The 26,984-nt window shown below is 71.8% G+C and carries 27 protein-coding genes and 2 riboswitches; of the genes, 15 read left to right on the forward strand and 12 right to left on the reverse strand.

Translation table 11 applies throughout. The features are described 5' to 3' along the window. Nucleotides 1-21: 21 nt before the first annotated feature. Nucleotides 22-168: riboswitch (cobalamin riboswitch) on the reverse strand. A gap of 74 nt (nt 169-242) precedes the next feature. Further along, nucleotides 243-752: a cupin domain-containing protein gene (locus tag ABZT74_RS17340; RefSeq protein WP_356171570.1), complete on the reverse strand. Its 510-nt coding sequence runs from the start codon at nt 750-752 to the stop codon at nt 243-245. A 139-nt stretch (nt 753-891) separates the two neighbouring features. Here ABZT74_RS17340 and ABZT74_RS17345 point away from each other — a divergent pair, with 139 nt between their 5' ends. From ABZT74_RS17345 to ABZT74_RS17405, 13 genes are all read left to right on the forward strand, one after another. After that, nucleotides 892-1,326 carry an Rrf2 family transcriptional regulator gene (locus ABZT74_RS17345; protein WP_356435797.1) on the forward strand — a complete coding sequence of 145 codons (435 nt, stop codon included), beginning with the start codon at nt 892-894 and terminating at the stop codon, nt 1,324-1,326. Continuing rightward, a complete protein-coding gene (locus ABZT74_RS17350; RefSeq protein WP_356435800.1) occupies nt 1,323-2,261 on the forward strand; it encodes a DsbA family protein in 939 nt (312 codons plus the stop codon). Before ABZT74_RS17345 ends, ABZT74_RS17350 begins: the two co-directional genes overlap by 4 nt. Before the next feature lie 489 nt (nt 2,262-2,750). After that, a complete protein-coding gene (locus ABZT74_RS17355) occupies nt 2,751-4,325 on the forward strand; it encodes an ABC transporter substrate-binding protein (protein WP_356435803.1) in 1,575 nt (524 codons plus the stop codon). A 31-nt stretch (nt 4,326-4,356) separates the two neighbouring features. Further along, nucleotides 4,357-5,385: an ABC transporter permease gene (locus tag ABZT74_RS17360; RefSeq protein ID WP_356435806.1), complete on the forward strand. Its 1,029-nt coding sequence runs from the start codon at nt 4,357-4,359 to the stop codon at nt 5,383-5,385. Between the two features lie 2 nt (nt 5,386-5,387). Further along, the gene (locus tag ABZT74_RS17365) at nt 5,388-6,278 is read left to right on the forward strand and encodes an ABC transporter permease (protein ID WP_356435809.1); all 891 of its coding nucleotides are present in this window, start codon (nt 5,388-5,390) and stop codon (nt 6,276-6,278) included. Next, nucleotides 6,275-7,168: an ABC transporter ATP-binding protein gene (locus ABZT74_RS17370; RefSeq protein WP_356435812.1), complete on the forward strand. Its 894-nt coding sequence runs from the start codon at nt 6,275-6,277 to the stop codon at nt 7,166-7,168. The genes ABZT74_RS17365 and ABZT74_RS17370 overlap by 4 nt, the downstream gene beginning before the upstream one ends. After that, complete coding sequence (locus ABZT74_RS17375) at nt 7,165-8,049, forward strand: ABC transporter ATP-binding protein (protein ID WP_356435816.1); 885 nt, start codon at nt 7,165-7,167, stop codon at nt 8,047-8,049. Before ABZT74_RS17370 ends, ABZT74_RS17375 begins: the two co-directional genes overlap by 4 nt. A gap of 53 nt (nt 8,050-8,102) precedes the next feature. Further along, nucleotides 8,103-9,443 (forward strand): NtaA/DmoA family FMN-dependent monooxygenase, encoded by a 1,341-nt coding sequence (locus ABZT74_RS17380; protein WP_356435819.1) that lies wholly within the window; start codon nt 8,103-8,105, stop codon nt 9,441-9,443. 144 nt (nt 9,444-9,587) lie between these two features. After that, nucleotides 9,588-10,622, forward strand: coding sequence for an LLM class flavin-dependent oxidoreductase (locus tag ABZT74_RS17385; protein WP_356435822.1), 1,035 nt, complete (start codon nt 9,588-9,590; stop codon nt 10,620-10,622). Nucleotide 10,623: 1 nt separating this feature from the next. Continuing rightward, complete coding sequence (locus ABZT74_RS17390; protein ID WP_356435825.1) at nt 10,624-11,400, forward strand: alpha/beta hydrolase; 777 nt, start codon at nt 10,624-10,626, stop codon at nt 11,398-11,400. Nucleotides 11,401-11,449: 49 nt separating this feature from the next. After that, a complete protein-coding gene (ssuE, locus tag ABZT74_RS17395) occupies nt 11,450-12,007 on the forward strand; it encodes an NADPH-dependent FMN reductase (RefSeq protein ID WP_355879623.1) in 558 nt (185 codons plus the stop codon). A 457-nt stretch (nt 12,008-12,464) separates the two neighbouring features. Continuing rightward, on the forward strand, nt 12,465-13,823 hold the full coding sequence (locus tag ABZT74_RS17400; protein ID WP_356435828.1) for a bifunctional o-acetylhomoserine/o-acetylserine sulfhydrylase: 1,359 nt from the start codon (nt 12,465-12,467) through the stop codon (nt 13,821-13,823). Continuing rightward, a complete protein-coding gene (locus ABZT74_RS17405; protein ID WP_356436105.1) occupies nt 13,820-14,971 on the forward strand; it encodes a homoserine O-acetyltransferase in 1,152 nt (383 codons plus the stop codon). Before ABZT74_RS17400 ends, ABZT74_RS17405 begins: the two co-directional genes overlap by 4 nt. 102 nt (nt 14,972-15,073) lie before the next feature. On the opposite strand, the gene ABZT74_RS17410 is transcribed toward ABZT74_RS17405, so the two are convergent. From ABZT74_RS17410 to ABZT74_RS17455, 10 genes are all read right to left on the reverse strand, one after another. After that, nucleotides 15,074-16,198, reverse strand: a complete 1,125-nt coding sequence (locus ABZT74_RS17410; RefSeq protein WP_356435831.1) for an MsnO8 family LLM class oxidoreductase — start codon at nt 16,196-16,198, stop codon at nt 15,074-15,076. Nucleotides 16,199-16,214: 16 nt separating this feature from the next. Continuing rightward, nucleotides 16,215-17,303 carry an LLM class flavin-dependent oxidoreductase gene (locus tag ABZT74_RS17415; RefSeq protein WP_356435834.1) on the reverse strand — a complete coding sequence of 363 codons (1,089 nt, stop codon included), beginning with the start codon at nt 17,301-17,303 and terminating at the stop codon, nt 16,215-16,217. Continuing rightward, a complete protein-coding gene (locus tag ABZT74_RS17420; protein ID WP_356435837.1) occupies nt 17,300-18,676 on the reverse strand; it encodes an NtaA/DmoA family FMN-dependent monooxygenase in 1,377 nt (458 codons plus the stop codon). The genes ABZT74_RS17415 and ABZT74_RS17420 overlap by 4 nt, the downstream gene beginning before the upstream one ends. A 17-nt stretch (nt 18,677-18,693) precedes the next feature. Then, nucleotides 18,694-19,935, reverse strand: coding sequence for an LLM class flavin-dependent oxidoreductase (locus ABZT74_RS17425; protein WP_356435840.1), 1,242 nt, complete (start codon nt 19,933-19,935; stop codon nt 18,694-18,696). 73 nt (nt 19,936-20,008) lie between these two features. Next, complete coding sequence (locus ABZT74_RS17430) at nt 20,009-20,233, reverse strand: putative leader peptide (protein WP_356269230.1); 225 nt, start codon at nt 20,231-20,233, stop codon at nt 20,009-20,011. 2 nt (nt 20,234-20,235) lie between these two features. Then, a complete protein-coding gene (locus tag ABZT74_RS17435) occupies nt 20,236-21,009 on the reverse strand; it encodes a GNAT family N-acetyltransferase (protein WP_356435843.1) in 774 nt (257 codons plus the stop codon). 90 nt (nt 21,010-21,099) lie between these two features. Then, on the reverse strand, nt 21,100-22,125 hold the full coding sequence (locus ABZT74_RS17440) for an ABC transporter substrate-binding protein (RefSeq protein ID WP_356435846.1): 1,026 nt from the start codon (nt 22,123-22,125) through the stop codon (nt 21,100-21,102). Nucleotides 22,126-22,283: 158 nt separating this feature from the next. Next, a complete protein-coding gene (locus tag ABZT74_RS17445; protein ID WP_356435849.1) occupies nt 22,284-23,141 on the reverse strand; it encodes an amino acid ABC transporter ATP-binding protein in 858 nt (285 codons plus the stop codon). Beyond that, nucleotides 23,138-24,142: an amino acid ABC transporter permease gene (locus ABZT74_RS17450; RefSeq protein WP_356435853.1), complete on the reverse strand. Its 1,005-nt coding sequence runs from the start codon at nt 24,140-24,142 to the stop codon at nt 23,138-23,140. Before ABZT74_RS17450 ends, ABZT74_RS17445 begins: the two co-directional genes overlap by 4 nt. 168 nt (nt 24,143-24,310) lie before the next feature. Continuing rightward, nucleotides 24,311-24,445, reverse strand: coding sequence for a hypothetical protein (locus tag ABZT74_RS17455; protein WP_355879589.1), 135 nt, complete (start codon nt 24,443-24,445; stop codon nt 24,311-24,313). A 156-nt stretch (nt 24,446-24,601) separates the two neighbouring features. After that, a riboswitch (SAM riboswitch) is annotated at nt 24,602-24,746 on the forward strand. Between the two features lie 36 nt (nt 24,747-24,782). Here ABZT74_RS17455 and ABZT74_RS17460 point away from each other — a divergent pair. Together ABZT74_RS17460 and ABZT74_RS17465 are read left to right on the forward strand one after the other, a co-directional pair. After that, nucleotides 24,783-24,848 (forward strand): putative leader peptide, encoded by a 66-nt coding sequence (locus ABZT74_RS17460; protein ID WP_323178258.1) that lies wholly within the window; start codon nt 24,783-24,785, stop codon nt 24,846-24,848. A gap of 119 nt (nt 24,849-24,967) precedes the next feature. Then, the gene (locus tag ABZT74_RS17465; protein WP_356435856.1) at nt 24,968-25,804 is read left to right on the forward strand and encodes a glutathione S-transferase C-terminal domain-containing protein; all 837 of its coding nucleotides are present in this window, start codon (nt 24,968-24,970) and stop codon (nt 25,802-25,804) included. 15 nt (nt 25,805-25,819) lie between these two features. Here ABZT74_RS17465 and ABZT74_RS17470 read toward each other — a convergent pair whose 3' ends face one another. Continuing rightward, complete coding sequence (locus ABZT74_RS17470) at nt 25,820-26,983, reverse strand: MFS transporter (protein WP_356435859.1); 1,164 nt, start codon at nt 26,981-26,983, stop codon at nt 25,820-25,822. Nucleotide 26,984 lies beyond the last annotated feature (1 nt).

Below are 26,984 nucleotides of genomic sequence, written 5' to 3' on the forward strand. Positions count from 1 at the left end.
CGCATTCCACGGCGAGCAGTCAACGGGTCGCGTGCTCCCCGTGGGCGATCGGACTCGCGTGACGGACCATCAGGTCTGCACGCACACCGTTGCGGGTCAGCGCCGGACTCTCACCGGACTTCCCCCACGGGAGGCTCGGCGAGCGTAACAGGCGGGACTCTCCGCGCTTCAGCGCCGTCGGTGCCGGACCGGACCGCGCGGGGGCGCGCGGACGGACGGTCCGGTGTGACGGACGCCTTCTGTCAGGCCTCTTCCTCGGTGCGCAGCACGTACAGCTCCGGCAGGTTGACCACGATCGCCTCCTGCGTGCTGCGGGCGATGACGACGACGGCCTCGTCCGCCGGGTCCGGGTTCTCCTCGCGGTGCGGCACGAACGGGGGCACGAAGATGTAGTCACCGGGCGAGGTGCGCAGCCGGATCTCCTCGGGCTGCGGGCCCGCGTCGTCGAGGAACACGAACTCCGGGTGTCCGCTCACGACGTAGATGGCCGTCTCGGAGGCGCCGTGGTGATGGTCGGAGGACGAGGTCGAGGGGGCGACGTGGGTCTGGCCCATCCACAGCTTCTCGGATCCCACCGTGGTGCCGCTGACGGCCGCGAAGCGGCGCATGCCGCCGCTCTGCGCCGTGTCGCCGTCGAGCGCGTCGGCGCGGATGTGGTGCAGGCGGGTGCGCAGGGGGGACGGCGACGGCCCCGCACGATCCGTGAGATGGGGGTGGAAACCTTCACCGGGGGTCGTCAGCGGCTGGCTCATGTGGGGCGACGCTAGAGCCGTCCGGAAAAGGATGTCAAGAGGTGTCCATTGTCCTTCACCTGCGGCAATGTTCCCGCAATGTAGGTGTGGAAGCGGTGGAAGCGCCCGTGCCGGGCGCCCTGTCGGGCATCATGGCCGCATGCATATCTCCGCGAAGGCGGACTACGCCACCCGGGCGCTGCTGGAGCTCGCCCGCGAACCCGCCAGACCGCTCACCTGCGAGGCCATCGCCTCCTCGCAGCAGATCCCGTTCCGGTTCCTGAAGTCCGTCGTCGGCGAGCTGCGCAGGGCGGGGCTGGTGCGCAGTCAGCGTGGCTGCGAGGGCGGCTACTGGCTCGGCCGGCCGGCCGGCGAAGTCACCCTGCTGGACGTCGTACGCGCCGTGGACGGCGAGCTGATCACCCTGCGGGGCGAGCCGCTGGCCGGACTGGACTACCCCGGTCCCGCCGCCGGGCTGCCCGGCGTGTGGCGGCAGATCGAGGCGGACGCCGCGGCGGTGCTCGGCGGGACGACCCTGTCCGCGCTGCTGCCCGCCCGGCCGGCCGAACGGCTCAGCCACAAGGGAGCCGCGTGACGGCCGCGCCCGCCGCCGGGGCAGAGGCCGTCCGGCACCCCGGGGTCGAGGTGGTCGAGTACACGGACCCGCTGTGTCCGTGGGCCTGGGGTTCGGAGCCGGTGTTCCGCCGGCTGCGCGCCGGGCTCGCGGGCCACGTCCGCTGGCGCCGCGTGTACTGCCTGCTCTTCGACCACGACGACGACCCGGCGCCCGATCCGGCGGCGGAGACCGCCTGGTACGCGCGCTACGTCGAGGAGGTCGGCGCGCACACGGGAGCCCCGGGGCCCGCTCGGCTGAGCCGGGTCGCGGCGAGTTCGTGGCCGTCCTCGCTGGTCGCCAAGGCCGCCGAGCGACAAGGCACCGAGGTGGCCGACCGGGTGCTGCGGCGGCTGCGGGAGAGCGTCTTCGTCCTCGGCGAACCGGCGGACACCGCGCCGCTCGCGCTGTCGGCGGTACGAGGCGTGCCGGGCCTGGACCAGGAGCGGCTGGCCGCCGACGCCGCCTCGGCCGAGGTGCTGGACGCGGTGCGCGCCGACCACGCCGAGGCACGCCGTCCGGTGCGCGAGGCGCTGTCCGTGCCCGGCGGATCGCCGCACCCCGGCGCCGCGAAGGAGACCGCGGACGGGGGTCACCGGTATGCGCTGCCGACCCTGCTGATCCGTACGCCGGCGGCGTTCCGCGTCGTACCGGGCTGGCGGCCGTACGAGCAATACGCCGCCGCCGTCCACGAGTTGAGCCCGGAATCGTCGACGGACTCCGTACCGCGGACTCCCGAGGAGGCGCTCGCCCGGTACCGGAGTCTGACCGGCCCGGAGGGCAACCTGCTGGCCGACGGGCCGTGGCCCCCGGCTCAGGCGGTCCGCGTCGACACCGGCAACGGCCCCCTGTGGCTGCATCCGGACGAGGCCGCGGTGCACCCCGCCCTCGTTGCGGGCCCTCCCTCGGCGTCCTGACAGGCTTCTGATCAGCGGTCAGAGGCCGTCCCGCCCAATGAGACACCAATTGGTGTCCATTGACAGCCGCCGAGCGCGGCCCCCAGGATGTGCCCATGCTCACGACGCATCCCGGCGTGGAGTGCCGCTACGTGGACCTGCGGCGCACCTGCAGCGCTCTCTGTCGCTGACCGCCCGCCCACCGCGGCCCCCAGGCGCCTGACGCCGCTCTCCTCGGCACCGGCACCGGTCTTCCACCGGTTCGCCGCCCGACGCCCGTCATCGCGCGCCGCCCCCGCAGCGCCTCGTCGTTCTCCCTCCCTCGGCCTTCCGGCCGCCCCTTTCGCGATCCGCCGTCGCCTCACGCCCTGAGCGCGGCATGCCAGCGTGCGCACCGAAGCCACGCCGGCATGCCCGTCCGGGCCGCGCGGTGCCCGCGAGGGGCGCGCCGTCCTCGCTCCCGCTCCGGTGCCCGGCACCGACGGGAGCCCTCGCAGAAAGAACAAACAGATGTCCGGACGACTCACGCCCGAAAGCCCCGCGACCGGCCTCCGCTCCGCCCGGCGGCCCGGCCGGCTCCGTGCCGCGGCCCTGGGGACCGCCCTCGCCGCCGTGCTCGTCCCGGCGCTCAGCGCCTGCGGCGGCGAGGCGGCATCGGCCGGCGGCGGCTCGGCCGCGCTGAAGTGGACCTCCTCCTACTTTCCCGCCCACTGGGACCCGGTCGTCGGCGGCAGCGGTGCGCAGTTCCGCGAACTCGCTCTCGTCTACGCCTCGTTGACCCGCACCGACAAGAACGGGAAGGCCGTCCCGGATCTCGCCAAGAGCTGGGAGTACAACGCCGAGGGTGATGTGATCACCTTCCACCTGCGCCCCGGGCTGAAGTTCAGCGACGGCACGCCGGTCGACGGTGCCGCGGTGAAGGCGGCGATCGAACGGGCCAAGAAGCAGAAGAACTCGGCCCTCTTCGGCGACCTGACCTCCATCAAGTCCGTGGAGGCCAAGGGGCTGGACGCGGTGATCCGGCTCAGCCAGGTCGACTACCAGATACCCCAGCTGCTCGGTGAGCGCGTCCTGCAGATCGCCAGCCCCAAGGCGTCCGCCTCACCCGGCAAACTGGACCAGAACCCGGTCGGCGCGGGTCCGTTCATCGTCAGTCAGCTCGTCCCGGGCACGAAAGCGGTCCTGAAGAAGAACCCCGATTACTGGGATGCCAAGAACATCCACATCGACAACGTCGAGCTGACCTCAGCGCCCGACGCCTCCACCGTCGTCTCCGGACTCCAGACCGGCGTCTACAACTTCGCCGACATCACGCCCAGTCAGGCCGACGCGGCCAAGAAGGCCGGCCTCGACGTGTTCGTGCAGCCCGGCTTCAACGCGTCCAACATCAGCCTCAACGTGAACAAGGCCCCGTTCGACAACGACAAGGTCGTCGACGCGGTGCGGTACGCGGTCAACCGTCAGGAGTTCGTCGACAAGCTGACGTTCGGCTACGGCTCGGTGACCAACCAGCCCTTCCCCAAGGGGTACGTGGCCTTCGACCCCCAGTCCGAGAACGCCTACGCGTACGACCCGGCGAAGTCGAAGAAGCTTCTGGCCGAGGCCGGTTACCAGGCCGGGGACATCAAGCTGAACCTGGTCATCCCGGCGGAGGACCCGCAGGCCGAGATCGTCCAGGCGCAGTTGGCGAAGGTCGGCATCAAGGTCACCATCAAGATCGACAAGAACTGGGCCACCCCGTTCTTCGCGAAGGACCTGACGTTCTCGCTGTACGGAACGACAGGACGTGACTCCGCCGCGCAGACCCTCACCGCGCACTTCGGCCCGGACGGCCCGCTCAACCTCAGCACCCCCTACGAGCCCGCCGGGTTCGAGGCTGCCATCGCCAAGGTGCGGCAGACGCCGCTCGACTCGCCCGACTACACGAAGGTCCTCCAGGCGGCGACCCGGGCGGGGCTCGAGAGCAAGGCGCTCGTCTTCACGTACTCCTCGCCCAACCTCATCGCCAAGAGCAAGTCCATCTCGGGCCTGCCGAAGAACCCGGCCCACATCGACTGGACCGGCGTGACCATCTCCGGCAACTGACCCTCCGTCCACCACAGAGAGGAGGCACCCCATGACGACGACGGAGGCACCGGCCCCGCCCGACGTCCGTCTTCCCGCCGCCGCGGCCAGGACACGGCACACCCTGTTCCGGGTCCTGGCCACCCTCGCCCGGTCGATCGCGATCTTCGTGCCCGTCTTCCTCGTCGCGACGTTCGTGACGTTCGCGCTGCGGTCGCTGAGCGGCCTCAGCCCGGCGCGCATCCAGCTCGGCGAGGAGGCGACGCCCGAGGCGGTCGCCCGGGTCGAGGCCCAGTGGGGCCTCGACCGGCCGTTCCTGGTCCAGTACGCGGACTGGTTCGGCGGCGTCCTGCACGGACAGCTCGGAACGAGCTGGACCAACGGCGCCGACATCTCGACCCTCATCGGACTCGGCCTGGGCGTGAGCCTGTCGGTGGCGACCTTCGCCCTGCTCATCGGCGTGGTCGCCGGATTCGCCCTCGGCACACTCGCGGCGCTGCGCCGCACCACGTGGGTGGACCGGGCGATCACCGGATTCGTCACCGTCATCTCGGTGATGCCGGCCTTCGTCGTCGGGATCGTGCTGGTCGCGGTCTTCGCGGTGGGACTGCACCTGCTCCCGTCCGCCGGATACGTGCCGGAGGAGCAGGGGTTCGGGCCGTGGCTCGCCCACATCACCCTGCCCGCGATCGCGCTCAGTTTCGACGTCGTCGCCGACGTCGCCCGCCAGCTGCGCACCAGTCTCATCGCCGCCTACCGCGAGAACTACGTGACGGGGGCCGTGGTCCGGGGCCTGAGTCCGCGCCGGATCTTCTTCGGCCATGTGCTGCGCAACGGTCTCGGGCCGGCGCTCGCCACGCTCGGCCTGAAGTTCCCCGCCCTCGTCGGTGCCTCCGTCGTGACGGAGTGGATCTTCGGACTGCAGGGCTTCGGACGGTTCGCCAACGACTCCGCGCAGGCCGGCGACGTACCGGCCGTGCAGGGCGTCCTCGTGGTGTCGATCGTCCTGGTCGTCGCCTTCAACCTCATCGTCAACCTGGTGCTGGCGCGCGTCACGCCGGCCTCGCAGCGGGGGGTGTGACCATGGTGCGCCGCGTCCTCGCCCTCGCCTCCGGCCGGATCGCCGTGGCCGTTCTCGTGGCGGTCGCCCTGCTGGCTCTGCTCGGGCCGCTGCTGGCCCCGCAGAACCCCCTGGCGACCAGCGACCACACCCTCGCCGCCGCCTCGGGTGCCCACTGGCTGGGGACCGACTACCTCGGCCGCGACGTACTCAGCCGGCTCCTCGACGGATCACGCGTCAGCGTCCTCGGCGCCCTGGAGGTCGCCCTCACGGCACTCACCATCGGCGCCGTCCCGGGCATCCTCTCGGTCTACCTCGGCCGGGCCTTCGAGTGGATCACCCTCCGGCTCGCCGACACCCTCGTCGCCCTGCCGTTCCTCCTGTTCGCCGTCGCCGTGATCGCGCTGCTCGGCAACGGCCTCACCCAGGCGATGCTGGTCACCGGCGCGCTGGTCTCCCCGCTGTTCTACCGGGTGGCCCGCGCCGCGACCCTCTCCGTCGCCCGCTCCCCGTACGTCGAGGCGGCGCTCATCTCCGGTGCCTCCGTCGGCTGGGTGGTACGGCGTCACGTCTGGGCCAAGGTCCTGCCGCCCATCGCGGTCGCCCTCGCCCAGACCATCGGGGTCGGGTTCGTCATCGTGTCGAGCCTGACCTTCCTCGGCATCGGCGTCCAGCCGCCAGCGCCCACCTGGGGCGGGCTGCTCGCCTCGGACCTCGGCTACCTCAGTCACCAGCCGTGGGCGCCGGTCGTACCGGCTCTGCTGATCATGGTCACCGTCTGGGCCTGCAACCTCCTCGCCGACGCGATCCGCGATGTCTCCGGCGAAGCGGGCCGCGCGCTGGTCAACAACCGCAAGGCCCGCGCGAACCGCCGCCGCGAGGCCGAACCCGCCCCCGTAGGAGGTGTGCGATGACCGCCCTGTCCGAGAAGCTCCTGCCCGTGGCCGAGGAGATCGCCGGCCCCGGTCCGGCCCACCCGGCCGAACTGCCCGCTCCCGTACTGTCCGTGCGCGACGTCCACATCGGCGACCTGGCCGGCGACCGGGAGATCGTGCACGGCGTGAGCTTCACGCTCACCCCCGGCAGGGCCGTCGGCATCGTCGGCGAGTCCGGCAGCGGAAAGACCCTCACCTGCCGTGCCGCCCTGGGCATCCTGCCCACCCACTTCGAGATCACCGGCGGGTCGGTGGAGATCGACGGCGCCGACATCGCCGGTCTCTCCGCGGCCCGGTGGACGAAGCTGCGCGGTGCGACGATCAGCGCGGTCTTCCAGGACCCCGCGTCGTACCTCAACCCGTCGATCCGGGTGGGCGCGCAGATCGCCGAGGTCGTCCGGGTCAAGAACGGGCTGAAGCGGCGGGCCGCGCACCGCCGGGCCGTGGAACTGCTGCGCACGGTCCACCTGCGCGACCCGGAGCTGGTGCACGGCCAGTACCCGCACGAGTTGTCCGGCGGCATGCTCCAGCGGGTCCTCATCGCGGCGGCGATCGCCGCGGGACCGAGGATCCTCATCGCCGACGAGGCGACCACCGCGCTCGACGTGACGGTCCAGGCCGAGATCCTCGACCTGCTGGCCGACCTGCGCGAACGGACCGGACTGGCCCTCGTCGTGGTCTCCCACGACCTCGCCGTGGTGGCCCAGTTGTGCGACGAGGTCCTCGTCATGCGCCAGGGCGAGGTGGTCGAGCAGGGTCCGACCCACGACGTTCTCCACCACCCGCGGCACCCCTACACCCGGCTGCTGATCGCCGAACACGAGCAGTACGGGCTCGACACGTTCCTCGCGCCCGGGGAGGACGCATGAGCACCACCGACGCCCTCACCACCGAGCCGTCCGTCGCGGCCGCCGCCTCCGGGGCGACCACGAACCCCGTCCTCTCGGTCAGGGACCTGGAGGTCCACTACGGGCTGCGCAGGCGGCGCCGCCGCGCCCTGCACGGCGTCACCCTCGACGTCACACCGGGTGAGACCGTCGGCATCATCGGAGAGACGGGCTCGGGCAAGTCCACCCTGGCGCGGACGGTACTGGGCCTGGTGCGCGCCTCCGGCGGGACCGTCAGCGTCGACGGCGAGGACGTCACCTCCCACAGCCCCCGCCAGTGGCGCGCCCTGCGCCGCCGCGGTGTCGTCCAGTACGTCTTCCAGGACCCCCTGCGCAGCCTCGACCCGGACCTCACGGTCGAGACCTCGCTCGCCGAACCGCTGCTCGTCGCGGGCGTGTCCCGTGACGAGGCCGCGCGCCGGGTGCGCGCGTTCCTCTCCCGGGTCCGCCTCTCCGAGGACCTGCTCGACCGCCTCCCCGGCGAGCTGTCCGGCGGCCAGCGTCAACGCGTGGCGGTGGCACGGGCGTTGGTCACCGAGCCGCGGCTCGTCATCCTCGACGAGCCGGTCAGCGCACTGGACTCCGCGAACCGCGTGCAGATCCTGCAGATCCTCAAGGAACTGCGCGACGACGGCGTGGCCCTCGTCTTCATCTCCCACGACCTCGGCTCCGTCGCCGGCGTCGCCGACCGCGTCGCGGTGCTGTACCAGGGCGAACTGGTCGAGGTCGGCCCGGTCCGCGACGTCATCACCCGGCCCCGGCACCCCTACACCCGCCTGCTCGTCCGCTCGGCGCCCACCCTGCACTCCGCGCCGGCCGACCGGGCCGAACGCGAAGCCCTGCGCGCCCTCCTGCACTCCTGATCCGCCCCCGCCCCCGCCCCCGCCCCCGCCCCGACAGACAGGAACCCGACACCATGCCCCGCACGATCCATCTCGCCCTGCACCCCTACGGCGTCGGCGGCCCCGGCCAGCACGGCCTGTGGAAGGACCCGCGCGTCGCGAAGAACTCCAGCATCGACATCGACTACTACATCCGGCTGGCGAAGGCGGCCGAACACGCCCTCTTCGACGCCCTGTTCATCGTCGACAGCCAGTTCATCAACTCCACCTACCCGGCGCACTACCTCAACCGTCTGGAACCGCTGACCCTGTTGTCCGCGGTGGCCACCCACACCCGGCACATCGGCCTGGTGGGCACGGCGAGTTCGACGTACAACTCGCCCTTCAACCTGGCCCGTCGGTTCGCCTCCCTCGACCACATCAGCGGCGGCCGGGCCGGCTGGAACGTCGTGACGAGCTTCGACACCGGCACCTCCCGGAACTTCGGGCTCGACGAACACCTCGACTACAGCACGCGGTACGGCCGCGCCCTGGAGTTCGTGCGCGTCGCCCGGGGACTGTGGGACTCCTACGAGGAGGACGCGTTCCCCGCCGACGTGGACCAGGGCGTCTTCCTCGACCCGGCCAAGCTGCACGCGCTCGACCACGTGGGCGAGCACTTCAAGGTGGCCGGCCCGCTGAACCTCTCCCGCTCCCCGCAGGGCCAGCCCGTGATCTTCCAGGCCGGCGTCTCCGAGGAGGGCCGCGACCTGGCCGCGCAGGTCGCCGAGGGCATCTACGCACCGGGCGGCACCCTCCAGCAGGCACAGGAGTACTACGCGGACATCAAGAAGCGCACCGCCTCCTACGGCCGCGACCCCGAGCACATCAAGATCTTCATCCACGGAGGTCCGGTCGTCGCCACCACGGACGAGGCCGCCCGGCGACGCGAGCGGGAGATCTTCGAGGAGGACAACGACTTCGGGCGCAACCTCGCCCTGCTCGGCCGCTCCTTCGGCGCCTACGACTTCAGCGTGCACGACCTGGACGCGCCGTTCCCCGACGTCGCCCACCTCGCCGAGAAGGGCGGGCGCGCAGGCGCCGCCAAGCTCATCGAGCGGGCCCACGAACAGAACCTGACGCTGCGTCAAGTAGCGGAGTCGGTCAACCAGTTCCGCAGCTCACCCTTCGTCGGGGCCCCGCAGACCGTCGCCGACACCATCGAGGAGTGGTTCGACGCCGGCACCTTCGACGGCATCAACCTCGCCTTCCGCACCGAGGAGGAACTGAACCTCTTCGTCGACGGCGTCGTCCCGATCCTCCAGAAGCGCGGACTGTTCCGCACCGAGTACGCGGCCGACACCCTGCGCGGCAACCTCGGCCTGCCCGTCCCGGCCAACCGCAACACGCGCGAGCCGCAGCTCGTGAACGACTAGCGAGCGGTGGCTGTCGTCCCGCGGCGCCCTCTCCGCCTTGTCCGCCTTCTCCCGCTTCTCCGCCTTCTCCTCCTGCGGTCCCGTCGGCCGGCCGGCTCTCGCCGCCACCGGCCGGCGGTGCCCCACACCGAAAGGCATCACCTCATGACGAGCGAGCGACCACGCTTCCGGCTCGGATTCCTCACCCACGTCCAGGGACACGACCAGGACATCGCCCGCACCTACCGCAACGCCCAGGAACTCTTCGTCGTGGCGGACGAGCTGGGCTTCGACGTCGGCTGGGTCGCCCAGCACCACGTCGCCCTCGGAGGCGGCGGCCTGTCCTCGCCCTGGACCTTCCTCGCGCACGCCGCCGCACGCACCACCCGGATCCGCCTCGGCACCGCCATCACCGTGCTCCCGCTGGAGGATCCGGTCCGGCTCGCCGAGGACGTCGCCACCGTCGACGCGCTCAGCGGCGGCCGTGTCGAGATCGGCGTCGGCAGCGGGACGAGCGGCCTGGAGTACGCCGCCTTCGGCAAGGACGTCAGCCGCAAGCGGGAGCTGACCAGCGAGAACCTCGACGTCCTGCGCCAGGCCCTGTCCCGGGACGACGTGGGAACGCCCGGCTTCCGCATCCAGCCGCGGCCCGGCGACTTCACCGACCGCGTGTGGCAGGGCGTGTTCAGCGCCCAGGGCGCGGAGTACGCCGCGAGCCGCGGCTCCCATCTCCTGCTCAACCGGGCCGCCTACGGATACGACGCCCCCACCGACGAGGTGCAGCGTCCCTGGGCCGACGCCTACCTCGCCGCCTGGGACCGGCCGCACCGGCCGCGTATCGGCCTGTCCCGCTTCGTCTTCCCGGCCAAGGACCGGCGCACGGCGCTCCGCGCGATCGGCGACGACGTCCACCGGGCGGCGCTGCGCATGGCCGAGGCCGGCGCCTTCCCCAAGGGCCTCGGCGCGGACGAGGCGCTGCGCCGCTTCCACACGTTCTACGGCCATCCCGACGAGATCGTCGAGAGCCTGCGCCAGGAGAAGGTCCTGCCCGTGGCGACCGACCTGATCACACAGTTCAACCCCGCAGTGCCCGACCACGACGCCGCCGTACGCGCCCTCGAACTCATCGCGACCGAGGTGGCTCCCGCTCTCGGCTGGCAGCCGGCGCGCACGGCCGAACCCGCATCCGCAGGAGTCTGAGATGACCCAGTACAGCGACCACCACGGCCCCGAAGGCCTGCTGATCCGCGGCACGATCATCGTGGTGCCCGGCCGCGGTGAGACCCGGGACACCTACACGCGCTTCGCCCGGCGGCTGGCCTCGGACGCCTACCGCGTCCGGGTGATCGACGCGCCGGTCCTCGACGCAGGTGACCCGGACGGCTCCCTGACCGGCCTCGCCGAACGGCTCACGGACGCGATCGAAGGCACCGCATCCGAGGACGGCGTCGCCCTGCCGGTCGTGCTCGTCGGGGCGGACACGGGGGCCGCCGCGCTCGCCGCGCTGCTCCGCCGGACCGGGACGGTGCCGGCCCCGGAGCCGGACGCTCTGGTCCTCGCCGGGCTCCCCGGCCCCTCGACCGAGTCCGCCACCGGGGTCGACACCTGGGAGGACGAGCTCGACATCCGCACCTCGTGCCCGACCCACCGGGGGATCCTCACCCAGGACGCCGGCGTACGGCGCGGGTCGCTGGGCGACGCGGTTCCGGACACCGTGCTCACCGCGGCCCACAAGAGCGGGACCGGCGTGCCCACCCTGCTTCTCGCCGGTGACGCCGACCCGCTGGCCGACCACGAGGCGCTCGCCCATGCCGCGAAGTCGCTGCCCCGTGCCCGCCTCTCGGTCGTCCACGGGGCGCACCACGACGTCCTCAACGACCTCCAGCACCGTTCGGTCGCCGCCGAGGTCGTCACGTTCCTCGAAGCGCTGCGCAACGACCTGCGCCCGCTGGTCACCGTGCGGTCGAGCGCCTGGTGACGTTCCGCCGCCCCTCGACGCATCCGAACCCCGACCCGGAAGGCCCGCCATGGCTGTGATTCTGTCCGTCTCCGGAAGCCCCTCCCCCACGTCCCGCACCACACGCCTGCTGCGTCATCTCGACGAGCGGCTACGCCTCCAGGGTCACGAGGTGATCCCGCTGGAGGTGCGGACCCTGCCCGCCCAGGCGCTGCTCGGAGCCGACTTCCGGCACCCGGCGATCATCGAGGCGACGGCACAGTTCGAGCGCGCGGACGGCGTGGTCATCGGAACACCCGTCTACAAGGCCGCCTACTCGGGCCTGCTGAAGTCGCTCCTCGACCTGCTCCCTCAGTACGCGCTGACCGGCAAGACGGTGCTGCCCCTGGCCACCGGAGGCAGTACCGCCCATGTCCTCGCCATCGACTACGCGTTGCGTCCCGTGCTGAGTTCCATGGGCGCGTCGCACATCGTCCCCGGCTGGTTCACCCTCGACAAGGACATCGTCGTCGGCGAGGACGGCGCCCCGGCCGTCGCACTCGCCGCGGCCCAGGCCCTGGAGCAGGTCACGGACCACTTCTCCGCCGCGCTGGGAGGACGGACGACGGTACTGGCGTCGACCGGCTGACGGCGGTCCCGCCCGGCGCGCCGCCCGGACAGCGGCGACGGGCGGCGGCGCGGCCGGTCACCGCGACGCCTCGTCCGGTCCGTGCGACGGCTCATCCGGTCGGCGCGCGAAGTCGCCAACTCCCGGCGAGGGGGGCGCCCTTCGCCCGGCCACGCGGGGATGTCGGGTCGCTGGTGCGCCGTGACCATCTGTGGTTACCTGGCCGCATGACCGTGCTCGTGACCCGCCGCCACGTCGACTACGTGCGTGTCACCACCACGGCGTGTCGCGCCGTGAGCTGACCCTCCGCTCCGCGCCCGATCACCTTCACCTCCCCTTTACCGGCACCGCACTTCGCCTTGCCCGCGTTCCCGGCGGGACAGCGCGCGCAGCGCCGCGGTGCGTCCGCCCCCACCTCCGCTCGCGCACACCCGCGCAGGCGTGCGCCTCCGTACCGCACACCGCACAAGGGAGAACCATGAGCCAGCCCATCGACTCCGTGACCGCGGGGCACACCCCTGACGAAGAGCCCGGTCCCGACACCTCCGCCTGGTCGTTCGAGACCAAGCAGATCCACGCCGGCGCGGCGCCCGATCCGACGACGGGGGCGCGGGCGGTGCCCATCTACCAGACCAGCTCGTTCGTCTTCCGCGACACGCAGCACGCGGCGGACCTGTTCTCGCTGGCCGAGCCGGGCAACATCTACACCCGCATCCACAACCCCACGCAGGACGTCTTCGAGCAGCGCGTCGCGGCCCTGGAGGGCGGGGTCGCGGCCGTGGCGCTCGCGTCCGGGCAGGCGGCGGAGACCCTCGCGATCCTGACGCTGGCGTCCGCCGGGGATCACATCGTCTCCAGTTCGTCCCTGTACGGCGGCACGTACAACCTCTTCCGCCACACGCTCCCCCGGTTCGGCATCGAGGTGTCGTTCGTCGACGACCCGGACGACACGGAGGCCTGGCGTGCCGCGATCAGGCCGAACACCAAGGCCCTCTTCGCGGAGACGCTCGGCAACCCGCGCGGCAACGTCCTCGACGTACGGGCCGTCGCGGACGTCGCGCACGCGGCGGGCGTCCCGCTGATCGTCGACAACACCGTGCCGACGCCCTATCTGCTGCGGCCCATCGAGCACGGCGCCGACATCGTCGTCCACTCGGCGACCAAGTTCCTCGGCGGACACGGCACCACCATCGCCGGCGTCGTCGTCGACGGCGGCACCTTCGACTTCGGGTCGCACGCCGGCCGCTTCCCGGACTTCACCGAACCCGACCCCAGCTACCACGGGCTCCAGTACTGGCCCGCGCTCGGCCCGGGCGCCTTCGCGGTCAAGCTGCGGGTGCAGTTGCTGCGGGACATCGGTCCGGCGCTCTCGCCGCACTCCGCGTTCCTGCTCCTCCAGGGCGTGGAGACACTCAGCCTGCGCATCGAGCGGCACTCCTCGAACGCCCAGGCGCTGGCCGAGTGGCTGGAGCGGCGCGACGAGGTGGCAGCCGTGCACTACCCCGGGCTGCCGTCCAACCAGTGGTACGAAGCGGGGCGGCGCTACCTTCCGCGCGGAGCGGGCGCGGTCCTCGCGTTCGAGCTGCGGGACGGCGTCGAGGCCGGGAAGCGGTTCGTGGACGCCGTCGAGCTGTTCAGTCACCTGGCCAACATCGGAGACGTACGCAGCCTGATCATCCACCCGGCCTCGACCACCCACAGTCAGCTGGACGAGGCGCAGTTGGCGGCGACCGGTACCTCGCCCGGCCTGGTGCGGCTGTCGGTCGGCATCGAGAACCTGGCCGATCTCAAGGCCGATCTGGAGGCAGGTTTCCGCGCGGCGAAGGGTGCGTCCTGAACGCCGGGTCCGCTCCGTCCGCGGTCGCCCTCCCGTCGGCCTCCGGGGGCTGGCGGGAGGGCGACCCGCCCGGACGCCGGCAGTGGCACCTGCGCGACAAGGCGCTATCCCTGGAGGCTGGGGGTGAACTGCCGGTCGTACGGCTGGCGTTCGAGTCATGGGGACGGCCGGCGCCGGACGGGTCCAACGCCGTGCTGGTGCTGCACGCGCTCACCGGCGACAGCCACGTCGCCGGACCGGCCGGGCCCGGTCACCCGACGCCCGGTTGGTGGGAAGGGCTGGTCGGGCCCGGTCTCGCCCTGGACCCGGACCGCTGGTTCGTCGTGGCGCCGAACGTGCTCGGCGGCTGCCAGGGGAGCACCGGCCCGTCCTCGGCCGGCCCGGACGGACTCCCGTGGGGCGGCAGGTTCCCGTTCCTGACCCAGCGTGACCAGGTGGCGGCGGAGGCCGGCCTGGCCGACGCGCTCGGTGTCGGCCGCTGGGCGCTCGTCATCGGCGGTTCCATGGGCGGCATGCGCGCTCTGGAATGGGCGGTGTCGTACCCGGAACGCACGGACGCGCTCCTCCTGCTGGCCACCACGGCGGCGGCGAGCGCGGAGCAGATCGCCTGGGCCGACATCCAGACGCGGGCGATCCGGAGCGACCCGAACTGGCGCGGCGGCGACTACCACGGCGCAGGACCCGGCCGGGGACCGCACGCGGGGCTCGGCCTGGCCCGCAGGCTCGCCCACGTCACGTACCGCAGCGAGCCCGAACTGGCGGTCCGCTTCGGCCGTTCGCCGCAGGGCACCGAGGACCCGTTGGACGGCGGCCGGTACCAGGTGCAGTCCTATCTCGACCACCATGCCGCCAAGCTGGTGCGCCGGTTCGACGCGGGCAGCTATGTGACGCTGTCGGAGGCCATGAACAGTCACGACATCGGGCGCGGTCGTGGGGGCACGCGTGCGGCGCTCAGCCGGGTCACGGCGAGGACGCTGATCGCCGGAGTCGACTCCGACCGCCTCTATCCGCCCACCCAGCAGGCCGAGTTGGCCGCGGGCATCCCCACGGCCGACCGGCCCCGGGTGATCGAGTCCCCCTACGGGCACGACGGCTTCCTCATCGAGGTGGAGCAGGTCGCCGCACTCGTCCACGAGCTGGCGGGCTGACGGCCGGGCGGGAGGTCCGCCCGGCACGCGCCACTGGACGCCCGGACCGCACTGCCGCGAAAGCGTCGTCCCGCGGCTGCCCGGCGGCCGGCCGGCAGCGGTTCACCGCGTACGCCACTCCTCCGCCAGCAGCTCGTACGACCGCACCCGGTCCGCGTGGTCGTGGGTGATCGTGGTGATCAGCAACTCATCGGCCCCCGTGGCCTCCTGGAGCTGCGCCAGCTGATCGGCCACCCGGCCCGGGGATCCGACGAACTGGGTGTCGAGGCGGTCCTGGACGAGCGCGCGGTCGGCGTCGGACCAGACGTGGGCGCGCGCCTCGTCCGGGGTGGGGAACGGGACGGCTCCCTCGGCGTTGCGGATGCTGCGGACCCAGAGGCCGTAGCCGGTGACGAGTTCTCGGGCGGTCTCGTCGTCGTCGGCGACCACGACGTCCGCGGAGACGCTGACGTAGGGCTTGTCGAGAACGTCGGACGGCTGGAACGCGGCGCGGTATCCCTCGGCCGCCTCCAGCACGGTGGCCGGACTGACGTGGTAATTGGCCGCGAACCGCAGGCCGTTGCGGCCGGCGACCTCGGCGCTCACGCCGCCGCTGCTGCCCAGGATCCACAGCTCCAGGTCCGCCCCCTCCCCCGGGACGGCGTGCGCCTCGACGCCGTCGGCCGAGCGGTAGGTGCCCGCGAGAAGGGCGAGGATGTCGTCGATCTGCTCGCCGTAGTCCTGCGAGGCCGCGTTCGGCTGCTGAAGCAGGGTGCGTTGCAGGGCGACCCGCGGTGATCCGAGCAGGTGCGCGAACGAGAAGCGGGGCGGAATGCGCAGCCCGTTGGGAGTACGCCCGTCGACGACGGGCGTGGTGGTCGGCCGGGCGGCGGGGCCGCCCGGTGGGGCTCCGCCGGAGCGGCCAAGGCCCAGGTCGAGGCGCCCGGGGTGCAGCGCGTCGATCAGGCCGAATTCCTCGACCGTGGACAGGGCCGTGCGGTGGCCGAGTTGGACGGCACCCGAGCCGAGCCTGATCGTCGAGGTCGCCGACGCGGTCAGGGCGAGGACGACCGCGGGCGAGGTGCCGGCGACGCCCGGGTTGAGATGGTGTTCGGCGAACCAGTAGCGGGCGTAACCGAGGCGCTCGGCCCGCCGGGCCAGGTCGACGGAGTTGCGCAGCGCGTCGGCGGCGGTGGAGCCGGACGAGATCGGAACGAGGTCGAGGACGCCGAGAGGGATGTCGGACATGACGGTTCGAGGCTCCTCAGTGGTCGGCGGGCACGGGTTCGCGGGACGGTGCGAGGACCGGACCCCAGGGGAACGGCGGGTCGGGGATCTCGCGGCGCAGCACCGGTGCCACGTCCGACTGGAAGAGTTCGAGTGCCGCCCGGTGTTGACGGTCCGTCAGTCCGCCCGCGTCGGCGTGCAGATGCAGCACGCTGTGCCCGAACTGCTCGTGGTAGCGGTGCACCTTCTCGATGATCTGCTGGGGGCTGCCGATGAGCGCCGAGCTGCGTTCCACGTAGTCCTCCAGGGTCGGGAACACCGGCTCGAGGCCCAGGCTGCGCTGGAACGCCAGGTTGCCTTCGAACACGGGCCGGTACACGGCGAGGGCCTCCTGGGAGGTCCGGGCCGCGTAGAAGCCCGCGGTGCCGGCGCCGACGGCGATGGCGGCCGGATCGTGGCCGTAGTGCACCCAGCGTTCGCGGTAGTGGCGGATCAACTCGGCGTAGGGCTCAATGGGGTTGGTGACGTTGGCGGAGAAGAGCGGATCGCCGTAGCGGGCGGCCAGGTCGACCGACTCCTTGCTGGTGGCGCTGCCGTGCCAGACGCGGACGGGCTGCTGCAGAGGTCGCGGCCACACCTCCGCGTCCTGGAGTTCCGGGCGGAAACGGGTCGCCGCGGTGACCTTGTCCTGCCGCCAGATGCGTCGGAACACCTCGTAGCTCTCGGCGTTGCGGTCCCACTGGTCGTCGGTCGTGATCTTGAACAGCTCTCGCTGGGCGGCGCCGTTCCCCTTCCCGACGATGAGCTCCAGGCGTCCGCCGGACAGGTGGTCCAGGGTCGCGTAGTCCTCGTACGCGCGGACCGGGTCGAGAACGCTGAGGGTGGTGACCGCCGTGAACAGCCGGATCCGGGAGGTGAGCGCGGCGATGTGGCTGAGGACCACGGGCGGCGAGGAGGAGATGAAAGGACGTTCGTGGCGCTCCCCCACGCCGAAGCCGTCGAATCCCAGCTCCTCGGCGAGCAGGGCGTTGTCGATCACCTCGCGGAAGCGGTCGTTGGTCGGCTTCCGGACGCCGGTCACCGGGTGGGGAGCGTGCACGATCAGGGTGATCGCCAGGAACTTCATGACGCGGCCCGGTCGGTGCGCGTCTCGGCGTCGGGGTGGGTCAGGCCGAGGTGGTCGCGCAGGGTGCGGCCCTCGTACGCGGTGCGGTAGACGCCGCGTTCCTGGAGGAGCGGTACGACGCTGTCCGCGAAGGAGTCCAGGCCGCCCGGTGTGATGTGCGGGACGAGGATGAACCCGTCGGAGGCGTCGGCCTGGACGAAGTCGTTGATGGTCTCGGCGACCCTGGCCGGGGTGCCGACGAACGCCTGGCGGTTTCCGGTCTCGATGACGAGGTCGCGGATGGACCAGTTGTTGGCGGCTGCCCGCTCCCGCCACTCGCGGGCGGTGGCCAGGGGGTCGCGGTACATCCGGACCTGGGCGCGGCCCCGGGCGATGGTGTGTTCGCCGAGGTCCGGATCGATGTCGGGCAGCGGACCGTCCGGGTCGTACGCGGACAGGTCACGGTTCCAGACGAACTCCAGGTGCTTGATGGCGGTGGCGCCGCTGACCTGGGCCCGCCGTATCTCACGGGCGTGCTCCTCGGCCTCGGCGTCGGTGTCCCCGAGGACGAACGTCGCGGCGGGCAGGATCAGCAGCTCGTCGTGGCGTCGGCCGTAGCGGGCGAGGCGCCCCTTGACGTCGGTGTAGAAGGCCTGGCCCTCCTGGAGGGTGGCGTAGCGGCTGAAGATGGCGTCGGCGCCCTCGGCGGCGAACTCACGACCTTCTTCGGAGTCCCCGGCCTGGAAGATCACCGGGCGGCCCTGTGGTGAGCGCGGGACGTTGAACCGGCCCTCGATGTCGAAGTGCCCGCCCTGGTGGACGAAGGCCCCGGCCTTGGCGTCGGCGAGGAAGGTGCCGCTCTTCTGGTCGGCGACGATCTCGTCCCCGCGCCAGGAGTCGAAGAGTTCGTTCGCCGTGGCCAGGAACTCCTTGGCGCGCGAGTACCGCTCGTCCTTCGGCAGGAAGCCGCCGCGGCGGAAGTTCTCACCGGTGAAGGCGTCCCAGGAGGTCACGACGTTCCAGGCGGCCCGGCCGTCGGAGAGGTGGTCGAGGCTGGCGAACTGGCGGGCCACCTCGTAGGGCTCGTTGAAGGTGGAGTTGATGGTGCCGGTCAGGCCGAGGTGGTCGGTGACGGCGGCGAGCGCGGTCAGGATGGCGAAGGTGTCGGGCCGTCCCACGACGTCCAAGTCGTAGATCTTGCCGCCCTGTTCGCGCAGGCGCAGTCCTTCGGCGAGGAACAGGAAGTCGAACTTGGCGCGCTCCGCGGTCCGCGCGAACTGCGCGAACGAGCTGAACTCGATGTGGCTGCCGGCCTCGGGGTCGCTCCACACGGTGGTGTTGTTGACACCGGGGAAGTGCGCCGCGAGGTGGATCTGCTTGAGCGGCTTGCTCATGGTCGGGGTCCTTTGGCTCAGGCGGTCGTGGCTGCGGGTGCCGCCTGCTCGGAGAGCTCGGGGGCGAAGCGGTTCGCGGGTCGGGCGAGCCCGAGCAGTCCGCGCAGGGTGTCGGCCTCGTAGGCGGTCCGGAAGACGCCCCGGCGCTGGAGTTCGGGTACGAGGCCGCGGGTGATCGCGGGGAGGTCGTGTCCCAGGACGGCGGGGCGCAGCCGGAATCCGGAGAGCCCCGCGGCTGCCAGCTCCTGGAGGAGGTCGGCGAGCTGGGCGGGTGTCCCGGCGAAGATCCGGGCGTCGCTCGTGTACGGCTCGCCCGCCACCGCGTCCAGTCGTTCCCGGCGGGCCTCGGCGGCTCCCGGGGCGTCGTCGAGGAAGACCACCAGATCGCCGAAGACGTGCACGGTGTCGTCGGCTCGGCCGGCCGCGTCCTGTTCGGCGCGGATCTCCTGGACGATGGCGTGGGCCTGGCCGGCGTCGTGCGGGGTGACGTAGCCGATGTCCGCGGCCCTGGCGACCAGCCAGTACGGGATCGTCGCGTGGGCCAGGGCGGTGACGACCGGCTGGCCCTGGGGCGGGCGGGGTGTGATCGAGGGGCCCTTGACGCTGAAGTGCCGTCCCTCGAAGTCGATGTAGTGCAGCTTGTCGCGGTCGATGAAGCGGCCGGTGGCGACGTCGCGGATCTCGGCGTCGTCCTCCCAGCTGTCCCAGAGCCTGCGGACGGCCTCGACGTGGTCGGCGGCCTCGTCGAAGAGGTCGTTCACCACCTCCTGCACGGCGGGGGTGTCGTACTCCTCGGGGCGGAACGCCGGAAACGTGCGGCGTCCGAAGTGCGCGGCCTCGTTCTGGCGGGCGCTGACCTGGACGCGCAGGCCGGCGCGGCCGGCGCTCACGTAGTCGAGGGTGGCGATCGCCTTGGAGATGTGGAAGGGCTCCGTGTGCGTGGCGATCACGGTCGGCACCACGCCGATGTGGTGGGTGAGGGGCGCGATCCGCGATGCGATGAGGACGGCGTCGAGGCGGCCGCGGACCTGGTCGGTGCGGCCGTCGGGTTCGGTGGGCGAGGAGGACTGGAGGCCGAGGCCGTCCTCGATGGTCACGAAGTCGAGGAGTCCGTGCTCGGCCTCGGTGACCAGTTCGGTCCAGTAGGCGGCGGTGAGCAGTTCGCGGGGGCGGGCGACCGGCTCCCGCCATGCGGCCGGATGCCAGCCCGCGCCGTCCAGCGCGACGGCGAGGTGCAGAGGTGTGGGTGACGAGGACACGGGAGGTGCCTTCCTGATCGACCGTACGAGGAAGCCCGCCCCGGCGAGCGGGGCGCGGCTGCGTGGGAACGGGTCAGGGGCGACAGAGCGCGCCGGCGACCCGCAGCAGATCGATGTGCGGCCGGCCGTACAGGTGCAGGCGGCGGGGCGTGAGCGGCCTCGGTGCGCGGTGATGGGGCAGGTGACGCACGGCCCGCACCTCCGCCCTCCCGGCCCGGTGTTCCGGGGTCCCTGGTCCGCCCGGCCCTCGCGGGTCCCCGGCGGGGCGCCACGCGGTCCTGGACAAGCACAACGGCACGGCTATGCCTTTTCTTCCGGCTGCCCGGATTCTTCTTGCCCGCTCCGGGTCTTCTGCTCTCCGTCGGGGGTGCGGACGAGCACGAACCGCGTGCGGCGGCGCAGGGTGAAGCCGATCGACTCGTAGAGCCGGATCGCGTTCGTGTTGTCGGCGGCGGCGTGCAGGAAGGGGGTGTCTCCGCGTTCCCTGATGCCGGCCGCGACCGCGCGGACCAGGCGGGTCGCCAGGCCCCGTCCGCGGTGGTCGGGGCGGGTGCACACCGCGCTGATCTCGGTCCAGCCCGGTGGGCGCAGACGTTCGCCGGCCAGGGCGATCAGGCGTCCGTCCTTCCGGATGCCCAGGTAGCTGCCGAGTTCGACGGTGCGGGGCAGGAAGGGGCCGGGCCGGGTGAGGGCGACCAGGTCGAGCATCTCGGGCACGTCGGCGGGTCCCAGCCGTACCGCTTCGGGAGCGGGCACCGTGTCCAGCGCGGTCGCGATCAACTGGACGCCGTAGCCGCTCTGTTCGGTCGTCCAGCCGTCGGGCACGGTCTGCACCGCGGTGACCGGGGTGACCGCGCCGGGTCCGACAAGGGCGGCGAGGTCGTCCCAGGAGCGGAGGTCGGCGGGGTCGGCGAGGGCGGTGAAGGGGGACACGTCGGCGGGATAGCGGGCGGCGCGGCCCAGGCGTTCGGCGAGGTGGGCGTGCGGACCGGTCAGCGCGGCCCACGCCGCGTTGTCCAGGACGTGCGGTGCGGTCGGGCTCGGGGAAGGGGCGGGGTGGACGCTGGTGGACATGGCGGTGCGGGTCTCCGTATCGGGAATGCGGCCGGACGCGCCCCGGGACCCCGCCGGGTGGCGGCGGGGTCCCCTGAGGTGGGCGGTGGGTCAGGAGTTGGTGAGCGGCAGGCCGGGCGGGTTGACCTGGGAGGTGTCCACGGCCTCGTTGGAGAGGTTCCAGGCGGCCAGCCACTTGGCGTACTGGCCGTTCTTGACGAGGTGGTTGATCGCGTCGGCGAGCGGCTTGGCGAGCCCGCTGTCCTTCTTCGCGGTGGCCGCGATCAGACCCTGGAGAGTTGCCCCCGCGCCGGAGAACGTGCCCGCGTTGCGCGTCGGGTTGGGCGTCTTCGCGGTCTGGGTGACGTGGTACGCGATGCCGGGGTTGGGGCCGAAGGAGACGTCGATCTTTCCGCTGGACAGGGCCAGGGCGGTGGCGTTGTTGTCCTGGTAGTACTTGACGGCGAGCTTCTTGCCCTCCTTGGCGAGCTTCGCCTTCCACTCCAGGAGGATCTTCTCCTGGTTGGTGCCGGCGCTCACCGCGACGGTCTTGCCCGCCAGGTTCCGGTAGTCGTCGTCGAAGTTCCACGTGCTCTTCTTCCGCACCTCGAAGCCGAGGTTGTCCTGCCGGTAGGAGGCGAACTCGTACTTCTTCTTGCGCTCCTCGGTGTCCGTGACGTTGGAGAAGGCGACGTCGACCTTGCCGCTGTCGATGCCGACGAAGAGGTTCTCCCAGGTCGAGTTCTTCACCTCCGGCTTGAGCCCGAGGACCGCGGCGACCAGCCGGCCGAGGTCGGGTTCGGCGCCGGTGAGCGTCTTCTGGTCGCCGCCCACGTACGCGAGCGGCGCGAATCCGGCGGGCAGCGCGCCGACACCGATCCTCAACGTGCCGCTCTTCGCGACGGACTTGGGCAGTTCCGCGCTGATCGACTTCACCTCGGACACCTTCAGCTCGGTCTCCTTGGCGGCCCCGTTGGAGAGCGCGCCGACGGTGACCGATCCGTCCGAGACGTCCTGGGTCCGGGTTGCCGCGTCACTGTCACCCCCGCACGCGGCGAGCCCGGCGGCGAGGGAGGCGACGGCCGCTGTGGCGGTGACGCCGCGAAGAATCCTGCTGTTCCAGGGGAGGGTGCGCATGACTGTCCTTGTCGGGTGTGTTCGGTGAGGGTGTGGGGGCGCGGTCCCGGCGGGCCGCGACATCGGGTGGTCGTGGTGGTGCGCGCCGGCGGACGGTGCGGAGGTCCGCGGCGAAAGGTGGCCGGCCGGCGCCGGCTTCGAGGTCGGGTCGGGGTCGGTCAGAGGACCTTGCTCAGGAAGTCCTTGGTGCGCTCCTGCCACGGGTGGTCCAACACCTGCGTGGGCGGCCCCTGTTCGACGATGCGGCCGCCGTCCATGAAGACGACCCGGTCGGCGATCTCGCGGGCGAAGCCGATCTCGTGGGTGACGATGATCAGGGTGGTGCCGCTTCTGGCCAGGTTCTTGATGACGGCGAGCACCTCACCGACCAGTTCCGGATCGAGCGCTGACGTCGGCTCGTCGAAGAGGATGACGCCGGGCCGCAGGGCGAGGGCGCGGGCGATGGCGACCCGCTGCTGCTGTCCGCCCGACAACTGCCGTGGGTAGGCACCGGACTTGTCCGCCAGACCCACGCGGGCGAGCAGATCGCGGGCCAGCCGCTGGGCCTCGGGCCTGGACAGTTTTCCGGTCGCCACCGGCGCCGCGGCCACGTTGTCCAGCACGGTCAGGTGCGGGAAGAGGTTGAAGTTCTGGAAGACGAACCCGATGCGGCTGCGCTGACCGAGGATGACGCGCTCGCTCAGTTCCTTGAGCCGCTCTTTGTGCCTGCGGACCCCGATGAGCTCGCCGTTCAGGCTGACATGGCCGACCTCGGGCTTCTCCAGATGGTTGATCACCCGCAGGAGGGTCGACTTGCCCGACCCGGAGGGTCCGAGGATCACCGTGACCTCGCCGGGCCGTACGGTCAACTCCACGCCGTTCAGCACCTGGTGGGAGCCGTACCACTTGTGCACGTCGTGGACCTCGACCGCGGCGGGCTGGACCTCCGGCACTCCGGCGGCCTCGGCCGCGTCTCTCACCTGCGCGCCGGGAGACGTCCCGCTCGTCACCGTAGCCTGACGCGTCTCGCCGCTCATATCGCCGTCTCCCTGCGGAGTCGGGCCCGCGCGTCACGCAGACCGATCCGTACCTTCTGCAACGGGGTCGGCGGCAGGGTGCGCAGCGCGCCCCGCGAGTAGTACCGCTCGACGTAGAACTGGATGACGGACACCACGCTAGTCAGGATCAGATACCAGGCGGTGGCGACCAGCAGCAGCGGCACGATGTCGCCCGGATAGGTGCTGCCCATGCTCTGCACGGAGCCGAACAGGTCCAGCAGGGAGACGTAGAAGACCAGGGAAGTGCCCTTGATCAGGCCGATGAGCTGGTTGACGTAGTTGGGGGTGATGGAGCGCAGCGCCTGCGGGAAGACGATCCTCGCGAACTGGTACCGCTTCGGCAGGCCCAGTGCGCAGGCCGCCTCGTGCTGGCCCTGGTCGACCGAGAGGAGGCCGCCGCGCACCACTTCGGAGGCGTACGCCGCCTCGTTGAGGCCGAGTCCGATGACGGCGACGGCCATGTCGGTGGCGAGGCGGGACTCGTCGAAGGAGAAGAAGGCCGGCCCGAACGGCACTCCGACACTCAACGTCTTGTACAGAGCGCTGAAGTTGTAGAGGAAGAGCAGGACGACGATGAGCGGAACCGAGCGGAACAGCCAGGTGTAGACCCAGCTCACGGCACGGAGCACCGGGCTCGGCGAGAGCCGGGCCAGCGCCAGGAGGATGCCGCCCAGCAGACCCAACACCGCGCTGTACACGGCGACTTCGAGGGTGATGAGCAGACCGTCGAGGATCGTCGGACGCAGGAACCAGTACTGGAAACGGTCCCATTGGTAGAAGGGGTTGGTCACCAGTCCGTGGGCGATCTGGGCGACCAGCACGAGCACGACGGCCGTGATGATCCAGCGGCCGGGGCGCCGGAGCGGCAGGACTCGCTGTGCCGTCAGGGGCTTCGGCGCTGCGGGGACGTCGGGACGGGGGATCACCTCGGCGGGCGGTGCTGATCCGGAGGACACAGCTGTGCCCGGAGATTCACTCATGGAGAGCTCCAGCGGATTCGGACACCCCGGACCACGGCGAACGGCAGCGTGATGTGGAGCCGGAGCGGCTCAGCACACGACGAGACGGGAGCGCACGGGGAACGAGGGCTGGACGGAGAGGGACACACCGCGACAGCGGTGATCGTCAGAGACGCGGAAGGAGACCCGTCAGCCTTGGCGGAGGGTGCGACACGTGCCCGTACACAGTGCGCTGTTGACGCGCAGCAGGTCGACGGAGCGGTCCGCGCACAGCACGTCGCGGCCGAGGCGCCGCCATGCGGCCGTCCCGTCAGCTGCGTACATCGCCGTCACCATCACTTCTCCGGCCCTGGGGCGTCTTGTTGTGGGCCGCACGTTAGGCCCGGTCCGAAAAGAATGTCAATGCGCGTGCCCACCAGGTGAGACCGTGTCGTCGGCCTTCTTGACGGAGCTCGGGGGCGCGCCGAGACTGGCATGGACGGTCACGATTGTCAGCGCCCACGGCGCGGGTTCGCCCGCTCCTGTGGTCATCGGCCCCGGCTCGCTGACAGGCAACCCTTCCACCGCGACGGGGTGCCCCGGGTGACGACCGGGTCCCGCCGGTGCGGTGGGGCAAGCGTGGTCTCGCGTCCCGCGAGCCCAGGAGGTGGGACCGGTGAGAATGCCGCGGAACGACTTGACGAGGCGCTTGCACATCGATCTGTTGCGCGTCTCCAGCGCCTACTGATCCCCTGCCGGCCCGTTCGGTCCTGGCCCGCGCGTCCGGCGCGGTCGCTTCGCATTCCGCCGCTCATCGCTCATGCCCTCAAGGCGGCGATGGCTTCCTCGTTCCCCCTAGGGAGAGTCATGCCCGAGACAGCTTCGCGCGGTTCCAGCACGGCCGGATCCCGTCCCTGCGGCCAGAGTTCGACCACCCACACCGGCGGTGAGGAAGGCCCGTTCACCCGTGCCGGTGGCCCGAGTCCGTCCCCTGCGGCCGCCTCCAGGACGTCCGCACCGCCCCTGCTCCCCCGTACCGCCCACAGCCGCATCGGTGTCGGTCTGGCCGGCGGCTTCTACCCGGCGCCACACCGCTACGAGGTGTATCTGGCGGCGAGTTGTCCGCGCTCGCTGCGGATCTCGATCACCCTCGGCCTGCTGGGTCTGACGAACTCGGTCGCCACGACCCTGCTCACCCACCCGGCCGGAACTCCCGACGCCTTCGCCTCGCTGCGCCGCGCCTACGAGGCCACCGAGCACCACTACGACGGGCCGTTCACGGCGCCCGCGCTCTGCGACCGATGGACCGGACGCATCGTCAGCAACGACATCTCCGACATCCTCCGCGACCTCACGAGCCTGCCGTCCGGGCGCGGGGCGCGCCCCGCGCCCACGCTGATGCCGGCGTCGCAGACAGCCGACATCGAGGCGCTCCGGGATCTCCTGGACCGCGACGTCACCCCGTCGGCACACGCCTCGGACCGCACGGCGGCCCTGGACCTGCTGGACTGCCAACTCCTCTGCTCTGTCTACATGTTGGGAGACAGCCTGACGGCGGCGGATGTGGACGCGTGGGTGGCCCTCTCCCACCTCGCCCCGACCGACGCCCTGGGCGCACACCCTCGCCTGCGCGACTACGTCCGCCGCCTCGGCGAGCTCCCCGCCTTCCGGACCGGGAACGACGGAGTGCGCGCCGCGGCGTGAGCGAGCCGCCCCGGGTCAGCCGGCCGCTTCCTCGCCGGTCTCGCACTGGACGGCCCTGGGCGCGGGCACCGGTGCCGGGGCCTCGTCGACGGTGGCGCGCAGGGTGCGCACCTGGGGCGACAACAGGGCGGCCGCCGTGGCCAGGACGATCAGGGCGGCGCACCCCGCCAGGGCCCTGTCCGTCCCCACGGCGGCGGCGACGGGCCCGGCGACGAGCAGTCCGAGCGGTGCGAGAGCCAGGGATCCGAACCAGTCGTAGGAACTGACGCGGGAGAGAACCTGCTCCGGGATCTCCCGCTGGATGGTGGTGGCCCACAGCACGCCGAAGACGTCCGACGCGACGCCGGCGCCGAACATGGCGCCGGCGACCGTGCCGACGGCCTGCGCCGCCACGATGACCGACCAGGCCCTCGCTCCGCCGAAGTGCTGCTCGGCCGTCAACGGACCGAGGACCCCGACGTTGGCGTTGAGTGCCGCGACGACCACCGCATACTGCGCCACGACGGCCCACAGCCACTGGCGGGAGGTGAACTCCCGCCGGCCCTCGCGCAGATCGGCCCAACGCGACGTCCGGCGGGGCGGCCTCGCGGTCACCCGCAGCCGGGAGGCCAGCAGCGCGCTGACGACGAACGACGTGGAGTTGAGCGCGAGTGCCCACCCCGGGCCGACCAGCGCGACCGTCACTCCCGACAGGGCGAGACCCAGCAGCAGGGAGCTGTTGGTGGCCATCCGCAGGAGCCCGTTGGCCCGTTGCAGCCGGTCCCGGGGCACGACGAGCGGCACCATGCCGTCCATCGCCGGCCCGAACAGCGCCGACGCGGTTCCGGCGGCCACCGCGAGCAGACACATGGCCGCCAAGGGGGCGTGCCCGGTGAGCACCATCGCCGCGAGTCCGGCGTAGGCCCCCGCGCCAAGGACGTCCGCGAGGACCATCAGCCGCGAGCGCGACATCCGGTCCGCGATCACTCCGCCCACGAGGACGAACGCCAGTTGGGGCACGGCCTGGCACGCGAGGACCAGCGACAGCCGGCCCGCGCTCGCTCCCGGGAGGGCGAGCACGGCGAACGCGAGCGCCACGCGCGCGAAGCCGTTGCCGAGCACGGAGACCACCCGTGCGGTGGCGAGCAGGACGAACCGCCGGTCGCGCCACAACGTCGATTCACTCAGGGAGACCGTCACG

This window comes from Streptomyces sp. NPDC005302, from assembly GCF_040607345.1.
Lineage (GTDB): Bacteria > Actinomycetota > Actinomycetes > Streptomycetales > Streptomycetaceae > Streptomyces.